Consider the following 18,123-nt stretch of genomic DNA (forward strand, 5'->3'; position numbering starts at 1 on the left):
TTTCGCGGATGTCCGCGGGATGTGTGCGAGTGCGTAGTGGAACGAAATACGAGCGGCGGCGCGGTCCGCTAACCGAGCAGCGCCTTGCCCTTGGCGCGGGCCGGGGGTTTGAAAAGCTTGACGGTGCGGATCGCCTGGTCGTCGCTGCGCATCACTTCGAGCTTGATGTCGCCGATCTGCACGCAGACGTCGCCGTCAGGAATGTCTTCGAGAATTTCGAGGATCAGACCGTTGAGCGTTTTCGGCCCGTCCGTGGGCAGCGCGAGTTGCAGCCAGCGGTTCAATTCGCGCAGCGGCATGGAACCCGCGACTATGCATTCGCCATGCTCGTTCCAGCCGCCGCGGGAGCTCGCGCCACGCGGGATCGACGTGGTGAACTCGCCGATCAGTTCCTCGATGATGTCTTCCGGCGTGACGAGCCCTTGCAGTTCGCCGTATTCGTTAACGACGAGCGCGATACGGTGGCGGCTCTCCTGGAAATACTGCAGCTGCTGGAACACCGGCGTGCCGGTCGGCACGAAGTAGGGCTCGGTGAGCAGTTCGCGCAGCGTCTCGCGCTCCAGTTCCTGGTTGTGCAGAGCCGCGAGTGTTTTGCGAACGTGCAGCACGCCGAGCACGCGGTCGATGTCGCCCTGATAGACGATCAGCTTGTTGTGATAGCAGGTTTCGAGCTGATGCAGGATCTGTTCGAACGGCGCGTCGAAGTCCAGCGCCTCGATGCGGCGGCGCGGGATCATCACGTCGTCCACGGAAATGTTTTCGAGGTCGAACAGGTTCAGCAGAATACTGCGGTGCTTGGTCGGCATGAAGCTGCCGGACTCGAGCACGATGGTGCGCAGTTCCTCGGCGGAAAGGCGCTGGTCGCGGGCGCCCTTGGTGTTGATATGCAGGACGCGCAGGATGCCGGTGGCGAACAGGTTGACGAACCAGACGAGTGGTTTGGCGGCGCGCATCATCGGCGCGATCAGCAGACTGGCGGGCAGCGCGATCTTCTCAGGGAAGGTCGCGCCCACGATTTTCGGCGTGATCTCGGCAAAGACGATGATGAGGAATGCGACGATACCGGTCGCGATCGACAGCACCACGTTGTTGCGCCCGAACGTATGCAACGCGATCGACGTGGTAAGTACCGGAATGATGGTGTTGAACAGATTGTTGCCGATCAGCACGACGCTCAGCAGTTGATCGGTATGGGCCAGCAGACCCTGGGTGGTCTTTGCGCCGAGCGCGTTCTTGTTGGCAAGATGCTTCAGCCGATGGCGATTGAGCGCCATCATCGCCGTTTCGGAAATCGAGAAGAAGCTCGAGCAGATAAGCAGCAGGAAGACGGCGCCAATCTGCGCCCATAAGGGAAGTTGTTCCACGCGTCGTGCAGGATAGAGGGAGGATGGATGGAGAGAATATAGCAGAGGGGGCTGCGCAAGCCGCCGGCGGGACCCCAGGAGCGCCGCGCTTCGCTGGTGTGCGCCCGCAAAACGGCGTCAGCGTTCTGACCCGTTGTGACCAAAAGGCGCCGCAAAAACAAAAAACCGCCGAGCAAGCTGGGCGGTTTTTCGAGCCTTGAACGAACAAGGCAAATTCTGGTCGGGGTGAGAGGATTCGAACCTCCGGCCTCTACGTCCCGAACGTAGCGCTCTACCAGGCTAAGCTACACCCCGAAAGGTACTGCGGACTCGATTCAGACTAAGCCGGCGTTTTCGTCCCGTTTAAGACTGTCTCGCCGTCGAGTAAGAACATAATTCTAGCAGGCTTTCTTTGTAAATGGAATCGGGAAACGAAGAAATTGCTGCTGCGGCGGCCTGGGCCTCCTGTTTCGCGCATTCGAGCGTGTGGTCCAGCGCGCCGGAACGCGTGATTGCCTCGAAAATCGTCTCGAAACGGTCCGTGCCGCCTTGTTCTATAGCCTCGCGGGCCAGAGCCGACTGCTCCGGCGTGCCGCGCTCGATCAGATAGATGAGCGGCAGCGTGGGCTTGCCTTCGCGCAGGTCGTCGCCGGCATTCTTGCCCATGGATTCGGCCGTGCCCGTGTAGTCGAGCCAGTCGTCCATGATCTGGAACGCCGTGCCGATGCGCCGCCCGAATTCCGCAGCGGCCGCTTCCGTGCGGGCGTCTGCGCCGGCCAGCACCGCGCCGAGCTGGGCGGCTGCCTCGAACAGCTTGGCCGTCTTGTAGCGGATCACCTGCATGTAGCGGGCTTCGTCCACGTCGGCGTCGTGCATGTTGAGCAGCTGCAGCACTTCGCCTTCGGAGATGATGTTGGTGGCCTCCGACAGAATCTCCATCACGCGCATCTTGCCGACGCCGACCATCATCTGGAACGAGCGCGAATAGAGAAAATCGCCGACCAGCACGCTCGCCGCGTTGCCGAAGAGCGCGTTGGCGGTCTGACGCCCGCGCCGCAGATCCGACTCGTCCACCACGTCGTCGTGCAGCAGCGTGGCGGTGTGGATGAATTCGACCACCGCGGCCAATTCGTGCCGGTGCCCCGTGGTTTCACCGAGCGCGCCGGCCACCAGCAGCAACAGCGCGGGCCGCAGCCGCTTGCCTCCGGCACTGATGATGTACTCGGAGATCTGGTTGATCAGCATCACCTCGGACGCAAGACGGTGCCGGATGACGCGATTCACCTGCTGCATGTCTTCGGCGATCGGAGCGAGCAGGCTGGCGGCGTTGGAGGAGGGGGTGGCAGTCGACGACATGATGGCTGAATTGGGTAGTGCCGCGAATTATAAGGCGAATCGCGGTGGTTCCGGGTCGCGGACTGCCGCGCGGCGCGCGCAGCCGCCGCCGGCTCGCGCCGTGCGCTGTGCCGTGGATCACCCCGGACGGCAGGCGCGGCGGCGCTCAATGAGTTTTGACCGAGCAGCTAACTCTATGTATAATCACGGGTTTCCGCGCGCGGTGCGTGGGAAAAATGAACACAGAGTGAGGTTCTCAATGTACGCGGTCATAAAAACCGGTGGCAAGCAGTATAAAGTTGCCGTCGGCGAAAAACTTAAAGTAGAACAGATACCGGCAGACATTGACGCTGAAATCACGCTCGACCAGGTTCTCGCAGTGGGCGAAGGCGAATCGATTAAGTTCGGTACGCCGCTGGTCAGTGGGGCTTCCGTCAAGGCTACCGTCGTGTCGCAAGGTCGTCACGCAAAAGTGACTATCTTCAAGATGCGTCGCCGGAAGCACTACCAGAAGCATGGCGGCCACCGCCAGAACTATACCGAACTGCGCATCGACGCGATCAACGCGTAAGCGCACCGGTTAAGGAGCAAATCAAATGGCACACAAAAAGGCAGGCGGATCGTCCCGGAACGGCCGCGACTCCGAGTCGAAGCGACTTGGCGTGAAAGTGTACGGCGGTCAGGCTATCAACGCTGGCGGCATCATCGTTCGCCAACGCGGCACGCGCATGCATGCTGGCGAGAACGTCGGCATGGGCAAGGATCACACCTTGTTCGCGCTGGCAGACGGCCACGTCCAGTTCTCGACGAAAGGCGCCGCGAAGAAGCACACGGTTAGCGTCGTCCCGGCAGCAGCCTGAGTTTAATCAGGCACGGGCTTCAGGACCGGAAAAGGCCCCGCGAAGTTAGCGGGGCCTTTTTTATTGCAGCAACCGCCGTTGGCACCGGGAATTCCGGCGCAGTCTTATGCCATTTGGTCGATTGATCATCGCGCGGCGGGCACGGCAAAATAGCAGAATCCAGTATTCAGCAGTATCAGGCACCACCAGATCTGGCAGCGCCATCTGGCTGCACACCATGGGACGGAGTTACGCATGAAGTTCATTGACGAAGCGAGGATTGAAGTCATCGCCGGCGACGGAGGGGATGGCAGCGCGTCGATGCGCCGCGAGAAATTCGTTCCCTTCGGCGGCCCGGATGGCGGCGACGGCGGGCGGGGCGGCAGCGTGATTGCGGTAGCAGACCGCAACATAAACACGCTGATCGACTACCGGTACGCGAAAAAGCACCAGGCGCGCAACGGCGAAAACGGCCGCGGCTCGGACTGCTACGGCAAGGGCGGCGACGACATTACGCTGCGCATGCCGGTGGGCACCACAATCACCGACATGGAAACCGGCGAACTCATCGCCGACCTGACCGAGCACAACCAGAGCGTGCAGATCGCGCAGGGCGGTGCGGGCGGTCTCGGCAACCTCCATTTCAAGTCCAGCACCAACCGCGCGCCGCGCCAGAAAACGGACGGCAAGCCCGGCGAGCGCCGTATGGTGCGCCTTGAGCTGAAGGTGCTGGCCGACGTCGGTCTGCTCGGCATGCCGAACGCTGGCAAGTCGACATTCATCTCGTCGGTGTCCAATGCGAGGCCGAAGATCGCCGACTACCCGTTTACCACGCTGGCGCCTAATCTCGGCGTGGTGCGTGTGGGCCCGAGCCGCAGCTTCGTGATCGCCGACATTCCCGGTCTGATCGAAGGCGCCGCGGAAGGCGCGGGGCTCGGCCACCAGTTCCTGCGGCACCTCCAGCGCACGGGGCTGCTGCTGCATATCGTCGACCTCGCACCGTTCGACGAATCGGTCGATCCAGTCGCGGAAGCCAAGGCGATCGTCAACGAACTGCGTAAGTACGACGAGCTGTTGTATCAGAAGCCGCGCTGGCTTGTGCTCAACAAGCTCGACATGGTGCCCGAGGACGAGCGCGAAGCGCGCGTGTCGGCGTTTCTGGAAGGCTTCGGCTGGGACGGTCCGGTTTTCGAGATTTCGGCGCTGACCGGTCAGGGTTGCGAGAGCCTTTGCTACGCGGTGTTCGACTACATCGCGGCGCATTCGGACGCGCAGCGCGCAGCCGAGGCTGAAGATCTCGCCGCCGACGTGCGCTTTCGCGAGAAGCCGGAAGTGCCCGCCGCTACGGGCGAATCCAGCGCCGATCCGCAGGAATAAACAACTTGAGCGCCGGCGCTTCAGGGCGACCGGCGCACGTCAGGCGTCATCTTGGGAGACTGCGCACAATGCGTTCCGTCATCGCAGATTCGCGGCGATTGGTAGTGAAAGTCGGCTCCAGCCTCGTCACCAACGACGGGCGCGGCCTCGATCATGCGGCCATCGGCCGCTGGGCTGCGCAGATTGCCGCTTTGCGCGCACAAGGCAAAGAGGTGGTGCTGGTGAGTTCAGGGGCCATTGCGGAAGGCATGCAGCGGCTCGGCTGGACCAAACGGCCACGTGAGATCGACGAATTGCAGGCGGCAGCCGCCGTCGGGCAGATGGGTCTTGCTCAGGTCTACGAAAGCCGCTTCGCCGAGCATTCCATTCAGACTGCGCAAATTCTGCTGACTCACGCCGACCTGGCGGACCGCGAGCGCTATCTGAATGCGCGCTCCACGTTGCTGACGCTGCTGCGACTCGGCGTGGTGCCCATCATCAACGAAAACGATACGGTCGTGACCGACGAGATCAAGTTCGGCGACAACGACACGCTTGGCGCCCTGGTGGCGAATCTGATCGAGGGCGACGCGCTCATCATCCTCACGGACCAGCAAGGGCTCTTTACCGCCGATCCGCGGAAAGATCCGAATGCGACGCTGGTCCAGCAGGCGGACGCCGGCGCGCCGGACCTGGAAGCCATGGCCGGCGGCGCGGGTTCGAGCCTCGGCCGCGGCGGCATGCTGACCAAGATTCTCGCCGCCAAGCGCGCCGCGCACAGCGGCGCGAATACAGTGATCGCCAGCGGCCGCGAAGCCGATGTGCTGTCGCGGCTTGCCTCCGGGGAGGCGATAGGCACGCAGTTGATCGCACGTACCGCGCGCATGGCAGCGCGCAAGCAATGGATGGCGGACCATCTGCAGGTGCGCGGCCACGTGGTGATTGACGACGGCGCCGTCGAGAAGCTGACCGCGGGCGGCAAGAGCCTGCTGCCTATCGGAATCGTGGGCGTGCAGGGTGCGTTTGCTCGCGGCGAGGTGATCGCGTGCCTGAACGCCGCCGGCCGGGAAGTGGCGCGCGGTCTCACCAACTACAGCAGTGCGGAAACGAAGTTGATCCAGCGGCGCCCGAGCGGTGAAATCGAATCAGTGCTTGGCTACATGCTCGAGCCGGAGCTGATTCATCGCGATAACCTGGTACTGGTTTAATCCGGCGGCCGGGTTTAGGCTCGCTCAGCAAGCAGCCACGCCATGCCGTAGCGTTAAGCAGCCAGGCTAGGCAGTCAGGTCAAGCAGCCCACCAGAAGCGGCGCATAAAAAAGCCGTTCCAATAACATCTGGAACGGCTTTTTGCCAGACACACCGTCAACGGATCAATGAACGAGAGACGTTGCCGTGCGCTTATAGCGGATGTTCTCCACAATCGACTTCGCGCTCCCCGTAGGCAGCTTGTTCGCGCACAGATAGTCCTGATATAGCGCCGCGTGATACGCGTTCAGCGCGCCGTTCTCGATACGTGTGAAGTCGTTGGCGACGGTTCGGTCCCAGCCGTCGTGATCCGCGTTCAGACCGGCATAGAGACGCCATTCGTAGGTGTCGCAGCGAATGCCCTCGTAGTTCACATTGCGCGCGCCGCTCGGGCTCGTGACCACCACCGTATAGCGCACCACGCCGTCGGAACCGACGCTCAGCGAGTTGCGGTCTATCGCGAAATGCAAGGGCGTATTGCCCGAGACGTCGAAGGGAAGCAGGCTCGAGTGCTGCGGCAACGGCGGCAATGTGTCGACGTTGTTTTCCACCCAGGTAGTGGGCCGGTCGAGCAGGTAGGTAAACGCGCTGTCGTCCTTATTGGTGGATTTGCCGGCGCTCGAACAGCCAGCCAGCAGGGCGCCGGTGGCGACGCACGCCACGACGAGAGCAAGTGCTTTCAATATGATTTCCTCAAAAAACGGGCGCGGCTCCCGTGTTTCGGGGGCCGCGCCCGCATGTGCGGCATGGGAAGCCGCGCAGAACGATCAACTACGCGCGCCCTGACGGAGCAGGGAACCCGCGGCCCCGCGAGCCGATTCGTCATCGAGCTCCGCTGCCGCGCCCGCCTTGTCCGCCGAGCCGGCATTGTCGCCGCAGTCAGACACGCTCGTTGCGTGAACTGAAGTTTCGATTCTGACGGACGTTACCGAAGTCACCGTCATCACCGTGGAATCCGGCGGACTTTCCATTGACGACGCTATCCGGGGATAGCGCGTCCCATGGTGACCGCCGGTTTTTTCCGCACGCGGCGCAGTCCGGCGCATGAAACGGGATAGCTCCGTCAGCGCCAACTGATACACATCCCGCTTGAACTCGATCACACAGTCGAGCGGCACCCAGTACTCGTTCCAGCGCCAGGCATCGAACTCCGGGTGGTCGGTGGCGCGCAAGCAGATGTCGCAATCGCGCCCCACCATTCGGAGCAAAAACCAGATTTGTTTCTGGCCGCGGTAATGACCGCGTACCTCGCGCTTGATGAACTTGTCAGGCACCTCGTAACGCAACCAGTCGCGCGTGCGACCAATCACCTTGACGTGCTCCGGAAGCAGACCGGTTTCTTCGTGTAACTCCCGATACATCGCTTGCACGGGGGTTTCTCCGTACTTGATGCCCCCTTGCGGAAACTGCCAGGAATGTTCACGGAGCCGTTTGCCCCAAAACACCTCGTTGTGCGCGTTCAAGAGGATGATGCCGACGTTCGGGCGAAAGCCTTCACGATCCAGCATACAACCACCTTCGAATCCTTTAAAATTGCTTTGATTATAAACAGATAACGGCCCTCACGCACCGATTCGCACCAGAATGGAACGATTCGCCGCAAAAGGCCTGCATTTGCGGTAGCCTGTCAGGCTCCCCGTGCGTTATCCCTAGTGCAGAAGGCATTGCGCGGCCGCGTCGGCGCTCCTGGTGGCTGAGGTGGTGTGGCGGCCGCTCGCGCGGCGCACGGCAGGGCTCGGGCGCCCAAGCGTGTCGATTTCCTGTTTTCACCCTTTTCGGGCGGTCCCTCCGGGGCCGCCGCTTTTGGAAAATCTGAATGAAAGCTTCCCGTTTCTTTATCGGCACCCTGAAAGAAGCTCCGGCAGACGCCGAGATCGTCAGCCACAAGCTCATGGTGCGCGCCGGCATGATCCGCCGCGTCGCCGGCGGCATCTATAACTATCTGCCGATCGGCCTGCGCTCGATCCGCAAGGTGGAAGCCATCGTGCGCGAGGAAATGAACCGGGCAGGCGCGATCGAATTGCTGATGCCGGCGGTGCAGCCCGCCGAGTTGTGGCAGGAATCGGGCCGCTGGGAGAAATACGGCCCGGAATTGCTGCGCTTCAAGGACCGCAAGCAATCCGACTTCGTGATCGGACCGACGCACGAAGAAGTGGTGACAGACATCGCGCGCGGTCAGATCAAGAGCTACCGTCAGTTGCCGGTCAACTTCTATCAGATCCAGACCAAATTCCGCGACGAAATCCGCCCGCGTTTCGGCGTGATGCGCGGCCGCGAGTTCATCATGAAAGACGCGTACTCGTTCGACAAGGACGCGGCGGGCCTGCGCGAGTCGTATCGCAAGATGTACGACGCATACGTGCGCATCTTCACGCGTCTCGGTCTCGATTTTCGCGCGGTGGCGGCGGACAACGGTTCGATCGGCGGCAGCGGCTCGCATGAATTCCACGTCATCGCCGAAACCGGCGAAGACGCAATCGCCTATTGCCCGACCTCCGACTTCGCGGCCAACGTGGAAGCGGCCGAAGCACTGCCGCTCTATGCCGAGCGCGCCGCCCCGGCCGAGGAGCTGAAAAAGACGCCGACGCCGGGCAAGGCAAAGTGCGAGGCCGTTGCGGAGCTGCTGAATATTCCGCTTGAGCGCACCATCAAGTCGATCGTGCTGGCGACTGACAACGAAGGCGCGGAACCGACCATCTGGTTGCTGATGCTGCGCGGCGATCACGACCTCAACGAGATCAAGGCAAGCAAGCTGCCGGGCCTCGCCGATTTCCGCATGGCGACTGAGGCGGAGATCATCGAAACCTTCGGTACGCCGCCGGGTTATCTCGGCCCGCTCAACACGAAGAAGCCGGTCAAGGTCATCGCGGATCGTACGGTCGCGAACATGAGCGACTTCGTGGTCGGCTCGAACGAAGTGGACTACCACACCACCGGCGTCAACTGGGGCCGCGATCTGCCGGAGCCGGTCGTCGCGGATATCCGCAACGTGAAGAAGGGCGACCCGTCGCCGGACGGCAAGGGCGTGCTCGACATCTGCCGCGGCATCGAAGTGGGTCATGTGTTCCAGCTCGGCACCAAGTATTCCGAAGCAATGAACGCTACCTGCCTTGACGAAAACGGCAAGCCGCAGCCTATGGAAATGGGCTGCTACGGCGTCGGCATCACGCGTATTCTGGGTGCCGCGATCGAACAGAACTTCGACGAGAAGGGCATTATCTGGCCGGAATCCATCGCGCCGTTCGAGGTCGTGCTGTGCCCCATGGGTTATGACCGCAGCGAAGCCGTGCGCGAGCAGGCCGACAAGCTGTACGCGCAACTGGTGGACGCCGGCATCGACGTGATTCTCGACGATCGTGGCGAGCGCCCGGGCGTGATGTTCGCCGACTGGGAACTGATCGGCGTGCCGCATCGTCTGGTGATCGGCGACCGCGGTCTGAAGGAAGGCAAGCTGGAGTATCAGGGCCGCCGCGACGCTGAGGCGACCTTGCTGCCGGTCGACGAAGCCGCGCAAACGGTGATCGCGAAGGTTCGCGCGGCGCTCGCGCGCTAAGCGGAGCGGACGGTGGAGTACACCTTCCTGTCCGCGACCGTCCTGCTGATTCTCATCACCGACCCGCTCGGCAACATTCCGCTTTTTATCAGCTGTCTGCGCGGTGTGTCGCCGAAGCGGCGCACCGCCGTGATCCTACGCGAGGTCGCGATCGCGTTTGCGATCCTGCTGCTCTTCATGGTGCTGGGCGACGCGTTTTTGCGCATGATGAGTCTCACGGACCAGTCGTTGCGCATCGGTGGCGGCATCGTGCTGTTTCTGATTGCGCTGCGCATGGTGTTTCCACATCCGGACGGGCCATTCGGCGGCGACACGCGCGGCGGCGAGCCGTTGATCGTGCCGCTCGCCATTCCGGCGTTGGCGGGGCCGTCGGCGCTCGCAACGGTGATGCTGCTGACGTCGCAGGCGCCCGGCAAGATGTTCGAGTGGATCGGCGCGCTGACCGTGACAATGATTGTGTGCGCCGTAGTGCTGATGCTCGCCGAGCGCATTCAGGCATGGCTCGGCGAGCGCACCATGACGGCATTCGAGCGTCTGATGGGACTCGTGCTGGTGGCGATCTCGGTGGAGATGATGCTTGGCGGCATCCGCGCGTTCGTGCATCAACTGTGAAGCCGGTGCTGCGCTGTCTCGCGGCGCAATGAAAAAGCGGCCCACGGGCCGCTTTTTTTCGTGCTACAAGCTGTAAAAGCCTGGCAGCGAGGGGCAGAAGCCAAACACTCAAGCGCCTTCAGTCAGCGCGCGAATGGTCGGCAGGTTGCGCCAGTAGCCTTTCGCGTCCATGCCGCAGCCGAACACATAGCGGTCGGGCACTTCGAAGCCGCAGAAGTCCGGGCGCAGCGGCTTTGCCTTCGGAATAATCTTTTCGCACAGCACCGCGCTCAGGAAGCGCTTCGCGCCCATCGCAAGAATGCGGTCGCGAATCGCGGCCATGGTCTCGCCTTCGTCGAGGATGTCGTCGAGCACCAGCACCACGCGATCCTTCACCGACTCCGCCGGCGCCACGCGCCATTGCATCTCGTCGCCGCCTTTGGTGGTGTTGCGGTAGCGGGTGAGATGGATGTAGTCGAACTCCAGCGGAAAATCGAGGTGCGGCAGCAGCATGCCGGTGAACACCGCCGCGCCCCCCATTACCGAGAGCACGAGCGGAAAGTCCTCGCTCATCTCGGCGCGAATGGCGGCAGCCATGCCGCTGATCGACGCATTGACCTCGCCCGCCGAAACGATTTCTTCGGAGTGGCTAAAAATGTGGAGAGCTTCTTCGCGGTTCATGACGTCTGACGGGCGGTAACTGTATACATAGTGTGAGTGAGAACGCCCCGGAGGAAGTCCTCTTTCGGGATGGCCGGCGCCGGTCGTGTCTGGAACCCACGCGCCGCCATCTTGATAAAGCTTAGCGCATGCCGGGCAACATGCCCTTCATGCCGCGCATCATCTTTTGCAGATTGCCGCCTTTCAGCTTTTTCATCATGGTGCGCATCTGGTCGTACTGGTTGAGCATGCGGTTGACTTCCTGCACCTGCACGCCCGCGCCCGCGGCGATGCGGCGCTTGCGCGTCGCCTTGATGAGATCGGGCTTGGCGCGCTCGAGCGGCGTCATGGAATTGATGATGCCTTCCATGCGGCGCATCTGCTTTTCGGCCTGACTCATGTCGGCGCCGGCGGCGGCCTGCTGGAACTGCGCGGGCAGCTTGTCCATCAGCGACGACAGCCCGCCCATGCCCTTCATTTGCGTGAGTTGCGCGCGGAAATCGTTGAGGTCGAAGTCGCCGCCTTTCTTGACCTTGTCGGCGAGCTTTTGCGCCGCCTGAACATCCACGCCGCGCTGCGCTTCCTCGACGAGGGCGAGAATGTCGCCCATGCCGAGAATCCGGTTGGCCATGCGGTCCGGATAAAACACTTCCAGGCCATCGAGCTTTTCCGCGACGCCGACGAACTTGATCGGCTTGCCCGTCACATGACGCACGGAAAGCGCCGCGCCGCCGCGTGAGTCGCCGTCGAGCTTGGTAAGGACGACGCCGGTGAGCGGCAGCGCGTCGCTAAATGCCTTCGCGGTGTTCACCGCGTCCTGGCCGAGCATCGCATCGACGACGAAGAGCGTTTCCGCCGGCTTCAGCGTGCTGTGAAGCGCGGCGATTTCCTGCATCATCGCTTCGTCGATACCGAGACGACCGGCGGTGTCGACGAGCAGCACGTCGTGATAGTGGCGCTTCGCCCAATCCACCGCGGCGCGCGCGATGTCGACCGGCTTCTGATCCGGCTCGGACGGGAAAAAGTCCGCGCCGACCTGCTCGGTCACCGTCTTCAACTGCGCGATAGCAGCGGGGCGGTAGACGTCGCACGAAACGGTCAGCACCTTCTTTTTGTACTTCTCGCGCAGCAGCTTGGCGAGCTTGCCGACCGTGGTCGTTTTACCCGCGCCTTGCAGACCCGCCATCAGGATGACGGCCGGCGGCGCGACGGCCAGGTTGAGCTCGGAGGCCTTGCCTTCATAGTCGCCGCCGATCACCGCGGTCAGCTCGCGCTGCACCACGCCGACGAGCGCCTGGCCCGGCGACAGGCTGCTCAGGACTTCTTCGCCGAGCGCCTTCTCCTTGACCTTCCCGATGAACTCGCGCACGACGGGCAGCGCCACGTCCGCTTCGAGCAGCGCGAGACGCACTTCGCGCAGCATTTCCTGTGTATTCGCCTCAGTAAGCCGGGCTTCGCCGCGCAGCGTCTTGACGACGCGCGCCATCCGTTGAGTCAGATTGTCGAGCATGGGGAGCGATGAACAGTGCGGCCCGGGCGGGCGCGAAGCGGAAGACGTCGCGGAGCAGGGGCCTAGTGTAAACTTCGAATATGGATATTGTACTGTATGCCCTCACCGCGCTCCTCTACGGCGGACTGGCCGTGGCCGGCTGGCGCTCGCACCGGCACGCCGGATCGCGTCCCATGCTGGGAAGCGTCTCGCCGCTGCCCGCCACTGCGGCACCGGCCGCGGACACGCGCTCGGGGTTCGCCGGGGCTGCGGCTTCGGGCATGAGTTCGTCGGGCCGCGCGTTGCTGTTCGTCGCGCTGCTCGCGCACGGCGTGCTGCTGCACACCACGATCTTTCCGCAGAACGCGATGGTGTTCGGCTTCGCATTCGCGCTGTCGGCCATGTTCTGGCTCGGTGCCGGCATCTACTGGATAGAGAGCTTCTTCTTTCCTCTGGACGGGCTGCGGCTCCTCGTGCTGCCGCTCGCCTGCGTCGCTTCGCTTTTGCCGCTTGCGTTCAATGGCGTGCGCGTGCTGCCGTATTCGGCCGCGCCCATGTTCAAGCTGCACTTCCTGATCGCCAACATCGCGTATGGGCTGTTCGCCATTGCGGCGCTGCACGCCGTTCTGATGCTGCTCGTCGAGCGGCGTCTTCATGCCATGCGCGGCGGCATCGGAGAGCGGCACGTCGCGGCAGCCGGCAACGGCTGGCTTTCCAGCTGGCTCGACACGCTGCCGCCGTTGCTCACGCTCGAAAAGCTCCTGTTCCGTCTGATCGGCGCAGGCTTCGTGCTGCTGACGCTCACGCTGGTGTCGGGCATCCTCTTTAGCGAGCAGCTGGTCGACCGCGCGCTGAACCTCGATCACAAGACTGTGTTCGCGATTCTTTCATGGGTGATGTTCGGCGCGCTCCTGACGGCGCGCAAGATCTCCGGCTGGCGCGGCCGTGCCGCGTTGCGCTGGGTGCTGGCGTCGTTCGTCGCGTTGCTGCTGGCGTATGTCGGCAGCCGTTTTGTATTCGAGGTGCTGCTGCACCGTGCCGTAGTGTGAGCGTGTCCCATGCGACAAATCTTTTTGCTGATCATACTGTTCATTGTCGGGCAGTGGCTGGTGAAGGCGCTGCGCCGTCATGACGCGCACACGGCGCAACGCACCGGCGCGAATGGTGCACGTGATGCGCGCCCTGGCGCGGCAACCGGCAACGGTGCGGCGCGTCCGTCCGAGGCCCCCCAACTTGCGGAGCCGATGATCCGTTGCGTCGAGTGCGGCGTGCATGCGCCCAAGGGCGATTCGGTGATCGTCGCCGGACAGGCCTTTTGCAGCGCTGCGCACGCGCAGCGGCACGGCGCACGACCCACGGGCCGCGACGCTCGATGAGCGTCGAATTCACCGTCGACGCAGACGGTTGGGTTGCTCAAGCACGCAAACTGCCATCGCCGAATTTCGAGGCGCGGCCCCAAGGCGCGGTGCCCACGCTGATCGTGGTGCACAACATCAGCTTGCCGCCCAACGAATTCGGCGGCACGGCGATCGCCGAGCTCTTCCTGAATACACTCGATTGCGACGCTCACCCATACTACGACGCGCACTTGCGCGGGGTGCGGGTGTCGGCGCATTTCGTGATTCATCGCGACGGCGCGCTCGAACAGTTCGTGTCGTGCAACGAGCGCGCGTGGCACGCCGGGCCGTCGAACTTCTTCGGCCGCGAGCGCTGCAATGATTTCTCCATCGGCATCGAACTCGAAGGCAGCGACACCACCGCTTTCGAGGCGGCGCAATACCGCACACTGAGCACACTCGTCAGCGCCCTCGCGGCGCGTTATCCGATAGAAGCCCTTGCCGGACACTCCGACATTGCGCCTGGCCGCAAGACCGACCCAGGGCCTCACTTCGAGTGGACGCGCCTCCAACGCGACACGTCGCTCGCGGATCGGTATTTCCCCTATCTCAAGTTTTTCAAAACGCCGTAACAGCCCTCCGCGAGACTTCGCGTGATGCGAGGAGAACGAGGCGCAGCCTCGTTCTCCGGGGAGGCGGCTTCGCGTCGCGCGAGGCAAAAGTCAAGACGTCAGGCGCAAATAAAACGATTTGATCTGTCTTGAAAGTCCACTATACTTGGTGCCACAAATTCGGTTACGCACTAGATATTGTGTGTCCTGTGTATAAGTGTGTGAATAACCGGGTGCACAGCTGTGTGAATAAGCCGGTGCACAACCGAGTGCGTAACTGAGTGGCCAGTCTGCGGCGCCCCGCTCCTGAGCATGGCGCCGCAAGCATTCCAGGCAGCGAAAAAATTCCTGCGGCGCCGCCGGTCCAGACCAACCGGCGGCAACCATAAGCATCAGGAAAGGGGCTGAGAGTGATCGCGACATATACGAAGAAGACCGTTACGAATTCGAATCAGGCTTCATCGCAGTCGCATCCCGCCCGCCGCAGAGGCCGGTCTTTTTCCTGCACCCCATCGTTTGCGCACGCGGCGGCGCAGCGTTCGTTTTAATCCGCGGCACTCGCCGCAACATTTCCAGGACCAGGAGCTTTGCACATGCAAACCACCGACAATGTGACGACCCGGTATGAGGGATCACCCACTGGCCAGACGTTCGGCCAGGCACAAGGCAATCAAGCGCTCGCGCCGCAAGCGACGTACGCCGACTACAAGGTGATCCGCCGTAATGGCAGCGTGGTGTCGTTTGAACCGTCGAAGATCGCCATTGCCGTGACGAAGGCATTCCTCGCCGTCAACGGTGGTCAGGGCGCGGCGTCGGCGCGCGTGCGCGAGCTGGTCGAGCAACTCACGCAGAACGTGGTGCGGGCGCTCCTGCGCAGCCGTCCGAATGGCGGCACGTTCCATATCGAAGACATCCAGGATCAGGTCGAACTCGCGCTGATGCGCGGCGGCGAGCACAACGTCGCGCGTGCCTACGTGCTGTATCGCGAGAAGCGCACGCAGGCGCGCGGTCATGACGAACAGGCGGCCGGCAGCACGCCGGGCCTGAACGTGACGGACAACGGCGTGACGCGTCCGCTGGACATGGCGGCGCTGCGCGGCATCATCGAGTCGGCTTGCGCGAATCTGGGCGACGCCGTGAGCGCCGAGCCGATCGTCGCAGAAACGGTGAAGAACCTGTACGACGGCGTGCCGATGAGCCAGGTCTATGACTCGGCCATTCTTGCCGCCCGCACGATGATCGAGAAAGATCCGGCGTATAGCCAGGTTACCGCGCGCATCCTGCTGCACACCATCCGCCGCGAGATTCTCGAAGAAGAAGTGACGCAAGCTCAAATGGGCGAGCGCTACGCCGAGTACTTCCCGCAGTTCATCAAGCGCGGCGTGCAGGCTGAACTGCTCGACGACAAGCTGCTGCAATTCGACCTGAAGCGTCTCGGCGCCGCGCTCGACAACAACCGCGACCTGCAGTTCGGCTACCTCGGTCTGCAAACGCTGTACGACCGCTACTTCCTGCATCACGACGGCGTGCGCATCGAGATGCCCCAGGCATTCTTTATGCGTGTCGCAATGGGCCTGTCGCTCAACGAGATCGACCGTGAAGCGCGCGCCATCGAGTTTTACAACGTGCTGTCGAGCTTCGACTTCATGTCGTCCACGCCCACGCTGTTCAACTCGGGCACGCGCCGCTCGCAGTTGTCGTCGTGCTATCTGACCACGGTCGACGACGACCTCGACGGCATCTACGAAGCGCTGAAGGAAAACGCGCTGCTCTCGAAGTTTGCCGGCGGTCTCGGTAACGACTGGACGCGCGTGCGCGCGCTCGGCTCGCACATCAAGGGCACCAATGGCAAGTCGCAAGGCGTCGTGCCGTTCCTGAAGGTTGTCAACGACACGGCAGTGGCCGTGAACCAGGGCGGCAAGCGCAAGGGCGCGGTGTGCGCGTATCTGGAAACGTGGCACCTCGACATCGAAGAATTCCTTGAGCTGCGCAAGAACACCGGCGACGACCGTCGCCGCACCCACGACATGAACACGGCGAACTGGATTCCCGACCTGTTCATGAAGCGCGTGATGGAAGGCGGCGACTGGACGCTGTTCTCGCCGTCCACCTGCCCGGACCTGCACGACAAGTTCGGCGCCGAGTTCGAAGCGGCTTACACGGCTTACGAAGACAAGGTCGCGCGCGGCGAGATCAAGCTCTTCAAGAAGGTTCCGGCGGCGCAACTGTGGCGCAAGATGCTCGGCATGCTGTTCGAAACGGGTCACCCGTGGATCACGTTCAAGGACCCGTGCAATGTGCGCTCGCCGCAACAGCACGTGGGCGTCGTCCACTCGTCGAATCTGTGCACCGAAATCACCCTCAACACGAGCGACGCCGAAATCGCCGTCTGCAACCTGGGCTCGGTGAATCTCGTCGCGCATCTGAAGGAACAGGCCGACGGCACGCTCGCGCTCGACCACGAGAAGCTCAAGCGCACGGTCAGCGTCGCGATGCGCATGCTCGACAACGTGATCGACATCAACTACTACGCGGTGGCCAAGGCGCGTAACTCGAACCTGAAGCATCGTCCGGTCGGCATGGGCATCATGGGCTTCCAGGACTGCCTGCATCTGCTGCGCACGCCGTATGCGTCCGAAGAGGCGGTCAAGTTCGCCGACACTTCGATGGAAGCGGTCTGCTACTACGCTTACTACGCGTCGACGGAGCTGGCGGAAGAGCGCGGCCGTTACTCGAGCTACCGCGGCTCGCTGTGGGATCGCGGCATCCTCCCGCAAGACTCGGTGAAGCTGCTCGCCGAAGCGCGCGGCGGCTATGTCGAGGTGGATTCGAGCGAGTCGATGGACTGGACGGAGCTGCGTCAGCGCATCGCCACCTACGGCATGCGCAACTCGAACTGCATCGCGATCGCACCCACGGCGACGATCTCGAACATCATCGGCGTGTCGGCTTGCATCGAGCCTACGTTCCAGAACCTGTACGTGAAGTCGAACCTGTCGGGCGAATTCACGGTGGTCAACGACTACCTGGTGCGCGATCTGAAGGCACGCGGCCTGTGGGACGAAGTGATGGTCGCCGACCTGAAGTACTTCGACGGCACGCTCTCGCGCATCGACCGTATCCCGGCTGATCTGCGCGCGATCTACGCCACGGCGTTCGAAGTCGATCCGAAGTGGCTGGTCGAAGCGGCGTCGCGCCGTCAGAAGTGGATCGACCAGGCGCAGTCGCTGAACATCTACATGGCCGGCGCATCGGGCAAGAAGCTCGACGAGATCTACAAGCTCGCATGGGTGCGCGGTTTGAAGACCACGTACTACCTGCGCACGATGGCGGCAACGCACGTCGAGAAATCGACGGTGGCTCACGGCGCGCTCAACGCAGTGAGTTCGGGCGGCGGCGAAGGTGCAGGTGGCGCTGGTGGTGCTGGCGGTATCAGCGGCGGCGCGGCTGGCGGCTTCGGCGTGAGCGGCGGTGCGGGCGGCCTTCAGGCGGCAGCAGCGACAGCGGCGGCAGCAGTGCCGGCGGTTGCAGTCGAAGCTGCGCCCGAAGCCGACGGCCCCGTCTGCATGATGCGTCCTGGCGACCCTGGCTTCGACGAGTGCGAGGCTTGCCAGTAAGCGGCGAGCAGCAAGCAGGTTCGTTGTTTGCTAAAGGGTCCTAGGTAATCACCCGCATGCAGCGACAACGAGCCTCATCGAGATGAAGAAGAAGTAACCCGACGAGCGGCGCGGCAAGCGCGATGACCAGGTGAAAGGCCGCACC

The 18,123-nt window shown here is 62.8% G+C and carries 16 protein-coding genes and 1 tRNA gene; 10 read left to right on the forward strand and 7 right to left on the reverse strand.

Going from position 1 to position 18,123, the window contains the following annotated elements:
- Positions 1–68: 68 nt before the first annotated feature.
- The 3 genes from A3AC_RS0125115 to A3AC_RS0125125 form a co-directional block, all read right to left on the reverse strand.
- Positions 69–1,364 (reverse strand): HlyC/CorC family transporter, encoded by a 1,296-nt coding sequence (locus A3AC_RS0125115; protein WP_025602207.1) that lies wholly within the window; start codon positions 1,362–1,364, stop codon positions 69–71.
- Positions 1,365–1,581: 217 nt separating this feature from the next.
- Positions 1,582–1,658 (reverse strand) — tRNA-Pro (locus tag A3AC_RS0125120).
- 48 nt (positions 1,659–1,706) lie between these two features.
- Positions 1,707–2,699 carry a polyprenyl synthetase family protein gene (locus A3AC_RS0125125; protein WP_025602208.1) on the reverse strand — a complete coding sequence of 331 codons (993 nt, stop codon included), beginning with the start codon at positions 2,697–2,699 and terminating at the stop codon, positions 1,707–1,709.
- A gap of 238 nt (positions 2,700–2,937) precedes the next feature.
- Between A3AC_RS0125125 and rplU the strand changes: the two genes are divergently transcribed.
- From rplU to proB, 4 genes are all read left to right on the forward strand, one after another.
- Positions 2,938–3,249, forward strand: coding sequence for a 50S ribosomal protein L21 (rplU, locus tag A3AC_RS0125130; protein ID WP_007180329.1), 312 nt, complete (start codon positions 2,938–2,940; stop codon positions 3,247–3,249).
- A gap of 25 nt (positions 3,250–3,274) precedes the next feature.
- Complete coding sequence (rpmA, locus tag A3AC_RS0125135; RefSeq protein ID WP_013340558.1) at positions 3,275–3,538, forward strand: 50S ribosomal protein L27; 264 nt, start codon at positions 3,275–3,277, stop codon at positions 3,536–3,538.
- Positions 3,539–3,772: 234 nt separating this feature from the next.
- The gene (gene cgtA / locus A3AC_RS0125140; protein WP_025602209.1) at positions 3,773–4,894 is read left to right on the forward strand and encodes an Obg family GTPase CgtA; all 1,122 of its coding nucleotides are present in this window, start codon (positions 3,773–3,775) and stop codon (positions 4,892–4,894) included.
- Positions 4,895–4,962: 68 nt separating this feature from the next.
- A complete protein-coding gene (gene proB, locus A3AC_RS0125145) occupies positions 4,963–6,081 on the forward strand; it encodes a glutamate 5-kinase (RefSeq protein ID WP_025602210.1) in 1,119 nt (372 codons plus the stop codon).
- Positions 6,082–6,245: 164 nt separating this feature from the next.
- Here the strand turns inward: proB and A3AC_RS0125150 are convergent, their stop codons facing one another.
- Positions 6,246–6,803, reverse strand: a complete 558-nt coding sequence (locus A3AC_RS0125150; RefSeq protein ID WP_025602211.1) for a CNP1-like family protein — start codon at positions 6,801–6,803, stop codon at positions 6,246–6,248.
- Positions 6,804–6,887: 84 nt separating this feature from the next.
- Positions 6,888–7,628, reverse strand: coding sequence for an RNA pyrophosphohydrolase (locus A3AC_RS0125155; protein ID WP_025602212.1), 741 nt, complete (start codon positions 7,626–7,628; stop codon positions 6,888–6,890).
- Positions 7,629–7,936: 308 nt separating this feature from the next.
- On the opposite strand from A3AC_RS0125155, the gene A3AC_RS0125160 reads away from it, so the two are divergent.
- Positions 7,937–9,673: a proline--tRNA ligase gene (locus A3AC_RS0125160; RefSeq protein WP_025602213.1), complete on the forward strand. Its 1,737-nt coding sequence runs from the start codon at positions 7,937–7,939 to the stop codon at positions 9,671–9,673.
- Positions 9,674–9,685: 12 nt separating this feature from the next.
- Complete coding sequence (locus A3AC_RS0125165) at positions 9,686–10,285, forward strand: MarC family protein (RefSeq protein WP_025602214.1); 600 nt, start codon at positions 9,686–9,688, stop codon at positions 10,283–10,285.
- Positions 10,286–10,393: 108 nt separating this feature from the next.
- Here A3AC_RS0125165 and A3AC_RS0125170 read toward each other — a convergent pair whose 3' ends face one another.
- The gene (locus A3AC_RS0125170) at positions 10,394–10,945 is read right to left on the reverse strand and encodes a hypoxanthine-guanine phosphoribosyltransferase (RefSeq protein ID WP_025602215.1); all 552 of its coding nucleotides are present in this window, start codon (positions 10,943–10,945) and stop codon (positions 10,394–10,396) included.
- Between the two features lie 121 nt (positions 10,946–11,066).
- The gene (gene ffh, locus A3AC_RS0125175; RefSeq protein WP_025602216.1) at positions 11,067–12,434 is read right to left on the reverse strand and encodes a signal recognition particle protein; all 1,368 of its coding nucleotides are present in this window, start codon (positions 12,432–12,434) and stop codon (positions 11,067–11,069) included.
- An 80-nt stretch (positions 12,435–12,514) separates the two neighbouring features.
- Here ffh and A3AC_RS0125180 point away from each other — a divergent pair, with 80 nt between their 5' ends.
- The 4 genes from A3AC_RS0125180 to A3AC_RS0125195 all read left to right on the forward strand — a co-directional run bounded on the left by A3AC_RS0125180 (position 12,515) and on the right by A3AC_RS0125195 (position 17,978).
- The gene (locus A3AC_RS0125180; RefSeq protein WP_025602217.1) at positions 12,515–13,462 is read left to right on the forward strand and encodes a cytochrome C assembly family protein; all 948 of its coding nucleotides are present in this window, start codon (positions 12,515–12,517) and stop codon (positions 13,460–13,462) included.
- A 9-nt stretch (positions 13,463–13,471) separates the two neighbouring features.
- Positions 13,472–13,789 carry a PP0621 family protein gene (locus A3AC_RS0125185; RefSeq protein ID WP_025602218.1) on the forward strand — a complete coding sequence of 106 codons (318 nt, stop codon included), beginning with the start codon at positions 13,472–13,474 and terminating at the stop codon, positions 13,787–13,789.
- Positions 13,786–14,382 (forward strand): 1,6-anhydro-N-acetylmuramyl-L-alanine amidase AmpD, encoded by a 597-nt coding sequence (ampD, locus tag A3AC_RS0125190; protein WP_025602219.1) that lies wholly within the window; start codon positions 13,786–13,788, stop codon positions 14,380–14,382. The genes A3AC_RS0125185 and ampD overlap by 4 nt, the downstream gene beginning before the upstream one ends.
- 572 nt (positions 14,383–14,954) lie before the next feature.
- Positions 14,955–17,978, forward strand: a complete 3,024-nt coding sequence (locus tag A3AC_RS0125195) for a ribonucleoside-diphosphate reductase subunit alpha (RefSeq protein WP_025602220.1) — start codon at positions 14,955–14,957, stop codon at positions 17,976–17,978.
- Positions 17,979–18,123 lie beyond the last annotated feature (145 nt).

The sequence above is a fragment of the Burkholderia sp. WSM2230 genome, assembly GCF_000472445.1.
Lineage (GTDB): Bacteria > Pseudomonadota > Gammaproteobacteria > Burkholderiales > Burkholderiaceae > Paraburkholderia.

Coding starts and splice junctions, on each gene's coding strand:
- A3AC_RS0125195 (WP_025602220.1), top strand. CDS start 14,955: ATGCAAACCACCGACAATGTGACGACCCGGTATGAGGGATCACCCACT.
- rpmA (WP_013340558.1), top strand. CDS start 3,275: ATGGCACACAAAAAGGCAGGCGGATCGTCCCGGAACGGCCGCGACTCC.
- A3AC_RS0125180 (WP_025602217.1), top strand. CDS start 12,515: ATGGATATTGTACTGTATGCCCTCACCGCGCTCCTCTACGGCGGACTG.
- A3AC_RS0125155 (WP_025602212.1), bottom strand. CDS start 7,628: ATGCTGGATCGTGAAGGCTTTCGCCCGAACGTCGGCATCATCCTCTTG.
- A3AC_RS0125125 (WP_025602208.1), bottom strand. CDS start 2,699: ATGTCGTCGACTGCCACCCCCTCCTCCAACGCCGCCAGCCTGCTCGCT.
- ampD (WP_025602219.1), top strand. CDS start 13,786: ATGAGCGTCGAATTCACCGTCGACGCAGACGGTTGGGTTGCTCAAGCA.
- rplU (WP_007180329.1), top strand. CDS start 2,938: ATGTACGCGGTCATAAAAACCGGTGGCAAGCAGTATAAAGTTGCCGTC.
- ffh (WP_025602216.1), bottom strand. CDS start 12,434: ATGCTCGACAATCTGACTCAACGGATGGCGCGCGTCGTCAAGACGCTG.
- A3AC_RS0125185 (WP_025602218.1), top strand. CDS start 13,472: ATGCGACAAATCTTTTTGCTGATCATACTGTTCATTGTCGGGCAGTGG.
- A3AC_RS0125160 (WP_025602213.1), top strand. CDS start 7,937: ATGAAAGCTTCCCGTTTCTTTATCGGCACCCTGAAAGAAGCTCCGGCA.
- proB (WP_025602210.1), top strand. CDS start 4,963: ATGCGTTCCGTCATCGCAGATTCGCGGCGATTGGTAGTGAAAGTCGGC.
- cgtA (WP_025602209.1), top strand. CDS start 3,773: ATGAAGTTCATTGACGAAGCGAGGATTGAAGTCATCGCCGGCGACGGA.
- A3AC_RS0125170 (WP_025602215.1), bottom strand. CDS start 10,945: ATGAACCGCGAAGAAGCTCTCCACATTTTTAGCCACTCCGAAGAAATC.